We start from the raw sequence: 3,843 nt of genomic DNA on the forward strand, positions 1-3,843 counted from the left end.
CCGGTCCCCCCTCGTGGTTCCACGGCGCACCGCTTACACCTTTCCGCGGCCCCGGGCCCACTTGGGGCGGTCCCGGCTGCGGCGCGCGCGGGCGCGGCCACGACTCCTCCAGGAACGTCAGGCGGCTTTCTTGATCAGGTCGACCTGGACCTTGGCCGCGTTCGCCAGGTCCTCCTTCATGGCCGCGCTGACGTAGGCGACCACGTTGCCGACACGCAGGATGACGTCGGCCCGGCCACCACGGATGTTGAACACCTCCGTCTCGTCCGCGCCGGTGTCCAGCGGCAGGTCCTTGGTGGAGTCCTTGCGCGCGAAGGTCCTGTTCCCCAGCTCGGTCGACGCCGCCTTCGCGGCCTCCTGGGCCTCGAACGAGTAGAGGGTGAACTCGATCTGCCGGTCGGTCGCGTCCTTGGCCACGGCCAGCTTGCGGCCCACGCCCAGCAGCCCGTTGCACGGGGTACCGGTGCCCTCCTCGCACGGCCGGCGTGCCTGATCGCCCTCCAGCACCACCGCGTCCTCGCCGCCGAAGGTGACGAGGCCGTTGCTGACGCTCTTGTTGGTCGGCATCGCCGAGCGCAGCTTCTGGGCTCCGGTCGACTCTTCCTTCTTGCCCACGCCGTCGAGTCCGACCTTGGCCGCGTCCTCCGTGTCACCACCACAGGCGGTCAGCAGCGTCGTCAACGCCACCGCACACACGGTGCCCCGCACAAGGCTCTTCACTTTGAACTCCATTCACGTCCGACTGGCTTGGAGACCCCACCCAATCACCCGGGCCCGTCCCGTCCGTCCCCGGGGTGGGAACCGGCGGCGGGTGCGGAGCGAGGGCTTCCGTACCTCTGGGCGGCCGGGCCTCGTGGGGTTGTGGCCGGTGGCCGGGCCGGACGCGAAAGGGGCGGCGTGCTCCGACGGGGTCGGGGTACGCCGCCCCTGGGGCGGAGTCGGCGGGGCCGGTGGCCCGCGCTGTCACCGCGGTTACTTCGGGTCGCGCTTGAAGGAGGCGGTGGACCAGCGGTAGCCGAGGGCGGCCAGGGCGACGGACCAGGCGAGGGCGAGCCATCCGTTGTGGCCGATCCCGGTGCCGAGGAGGAGGCCGCGCAGGGTTTCGATGGCCGGGGTGAAGGGCTGGTACTGGGCGATCGGTTGGAACCAGCCCGGCATCGCGTCGATCGGGGTGAAGGCGCTGGATATGAGCGGCAGGAGGATCAGGGGCATGGCGCTGTTGCTCGCCGCCTCGGCGTTCGGGCTGACCGTGCCCATGCCGACGGCGATCCAGGTGAGGGCCAGGGCGAACAGCACGATCAGTCCGAAGGCGGCGAACCATTCCAGGACCGTGGCGTCGGTGGAGCGGAAGCCAATGGCCACGGCGACGATGCCGACGAGGACGACGCTGGCGACGGATTGCAGGACGCTGCCGATGACGTGCCCGATGAGGACGGATCCTCGGTGGATGTTCATGGTGCGGAAGCGGGCGATGATGCCCTCGGACATGTCGGTGGAGACGGACACCGCGGCGCCGATGACGGTGGAGCCGATGGTCATGAGCAGGATGCCGGGGACGACGTAGGCGATGTAGGCGGAGCGGTCGGCGCCGCCGCCGAGGCCGGCGCTCATCACGCCGCCGAAGACGTAGACGAAGAGCAGGAGCAGCATCACCGGCGTGAGCAGCAGGTTCAGGGTGAGGGAGGGGTAGCGGCGCGCGTGCAGGAGGTTGCGGCGCAGCATGGTGGCGGAGTCGCGCACGGCGAGGGAGAGGGTGCTCATCGGACGTTCTCCTCGGGCTGGTTCGGCCCGGCGGGCACGGCGCCGGCGCTCGGGGTGTGCTGGGCGGGGACGGTGGTGTTGCCGGTGAGGGCGAAGAAGACGTCGTCGAGGTCGGGGGTGTGGACGGTGAGTTCGTCGGCCTCGACGCCGGCCGTGTCGAGCCGGTCGAGGATGCCGCGCAGGTCGCGCTGGCTGCCGTCGCTCGGGATCCGGAGCGAGAGGGACTCGTCGTCGCGGGCGGCGGTGTGGAGGGTGGCGGCGGCGGACCGGTAGGTGGCCGGGTCGGTGAAGCGGAGGCGGACGTGGCCGCCGGGGATGAGGCGCTTGAGTTCGGCGGCGGTGCCCTCGGCGGCGATCCGGCCGTTGTTCAGGACCGCGATGCGGTCGGCGAGTTGGTCGGCCTCCTCCAGGTACTGGGTGGTGAGGAAGACGGTGACGCCGCCCGTGACCAGTTCGCGGATGATCTGCCACATGTTATGGCGGGAGCGCGGGTCGAGGCCGGTGGTCGGCTCGTCGAGGAAGATGATCCGCGGGCTGCCGACCAGGGTCATGGCGATGTCGAGGCGGCGCTTCATGCCGCCGGAGTAGGTGGAGGCGGGTTTGCCGGCCGCTTCGGTGAGGTCGAAGCGTTCCAGCAGTTCGGTGACGGTGCCGCGGCCCTCCTTCTTGGGGAGGTGGTGCAGGTCGGCCATGAGGAGCATGTTCTCCTCGCCGGTGATCAGGCCGTCGACGGCGGAGAACTGGCCGGTGACACCGATCGCGGCGCGTACCGCTCGGGGATCGCCGGCCAGGTCGTGGCCGGCGACGTGCAGGGCGCCGGCGTCGGCGGTGATGAGGGTGGAGAGGATCTTGACGGCGGTGGTCTTGCCGGCGCCGTTCGGGCCGAGGAGGGAGAAGACCGTGCCGGCCGGGACCGCCAGGTCGATGCCGTCGAGCACCGTCCTGTCGCCGTAGGACTTGCGCAACCCGCGCGCCGCGATGGCCAGGTTCGTCATGAGGGTGCTGCTCCTTGGGGGCTTCGGAGGATCGGGGCTTCGGGGGATCGGGAGCGGGGACTTCCGGGCGGGGCTTCGGGGGCTCGTCAGAGGCTGCGGGCGGTGATGTCGCCGTACGAGGTCGTCGCGCGGATGGTCAGCTCGGCGGTGCCGTCCGTGTTCCTGAGGGCGTTGCTGATCCGGCCGTGGGCGGTGCCGGCGTCCATGGAGGCGGAGACTCCGGGGGCGGCGGCGATCGACAGGTCGCCGGCCTCGGTGCGCAGCGCGACCGTGCCGCTCGCCGCCTCGGCGACCTGGACGTCGCCCTTCTGCGTGCGGATGTCGGCGGGGCCGCCCAGTCGGCCGACCGTGATGTCCCCGGCGAGGAGGCTGAGGCGGGCGCTCGCGGCCTCGTCGAGCTCGATGGAGCCCTGGGCGCCCTCGAAGGTGACGTCGCCGAGCCGTCCGACGCCCCGGAACTCGGCGGCGGCCGCCTTGGCCTCGACGCGGGAGCCGGCCGGCAGGTGGACGACCACGTCGACGGAGCCGGAGTTGCCGCGGATCCGGCTCTTCGGGGCCGGGGCCGCGATCCGCAGGACGCCGTCCCCGTACTCGACCGTGATCTGCTTCGCGGCGTCGACGTCCCGGCTCCTGGAGTCGTCCGCGGGCAGGACCTCGACCGTGGTGTCGGCGCGGTCGGCGGCGACGAGCCGGATGCGTCCGGCGGGGATGTCGAGGACGGCGGAGACGGTGGTGGGGGTGAGGAACTTCTGCATGATGGCTTCCTTCGCCTTGTCGTTTCTGATGAACGAAAAGCTACGTTGCCTTCATGAACTCGGCAACTAGTTCGTTGCATCTGAATCACGTTCATGCAGCTCAAAGGCTGTTAATTGTTGCAATGGTTGATCGAAGCAACGCAACACATCGATGCCAACCGTTGCATTGAGTTGGAGTGAAGGCTCAGATCCGATCGGTGGGGCACGGTGGCGGGGCACGGCGGCGCGCCGCCGGCGGGCCCAACCCCACCGGGGGGGGGGCCGGCCCCGGCGCCACCGGGGTAGGGCGCACCCCGGGGGGTAGACAACCACCCACATGTGGGGGGCATAAC

At 70.8% G+C, this 3,843-nt stretch carries 4 protein-coding genes; all 4 read right to left on the minus strand.

Annotated elements, in window-relative coordinates; genetic code table 11:
- Positions 1-117 precede the first annotated feature (117 nt).
- Positions 118-720, minus strand: coding sequence for a hypothetical protein (locus ACFVS6_RS20015; RefSeq protein WP_389705441.1), 603 nt, complete (start codon positions 718-720; stop codon positions 118-120).
- A gap of 252 nt (positions 721-972) precedes the next feature.
- Positions 973-1,761 carry an ABC transporter permease gene (locus ACFVS6_RS20020; RefSeq protein ID WP_389705442.1) on the minus strand — a complete coding sequence of 263 codons (789 nt, stop codon included), beginning with the start codon at positions 1,759-1,761 and terminating at the stop codon, positions 973-975.
- Positions 1,758-2,756, minus strand: coding sequence for an ATP-binding cassette domain-containing protein (locus tag ACFVS6_RS20025; RefSeq protein ID WP_389705443.1), 999 nt, complete (start codon positions 2,754-2,756; stop codon positions 1,758-1,760). The genes ACFVS6_RS20020 and ACFVS6_RS20025 overlap by 4 nt, the downstream gene beginning before the upstream one ends.
- An 86-nt stretch (positions 2,757-2,842) precedes the next feature.
- On the minus strand, positions 2,843-3,511 hold the full coding sequence (locus tag ACFVS6_RS20030; RefSeq protein ID WP_389705444.1) for a DUF4097 family beta strand repeat-containing protein: 669 nt from the start codon (positions 3,509-3,511) through the stop codon (positions 2,843-2,845).
- Positions 3,512-3,843: the final 332 nt, after the last annotated feature.

This window comes from Streptomyces sp. NPDC057939, assembly GCF_042887545.1.
Taxonomy (GTDB): domain Bacteria; phylum Actinomycetota; class Actinomycetes; order Streptomycetales; family Streptomycetaceae; genus Streptomyces.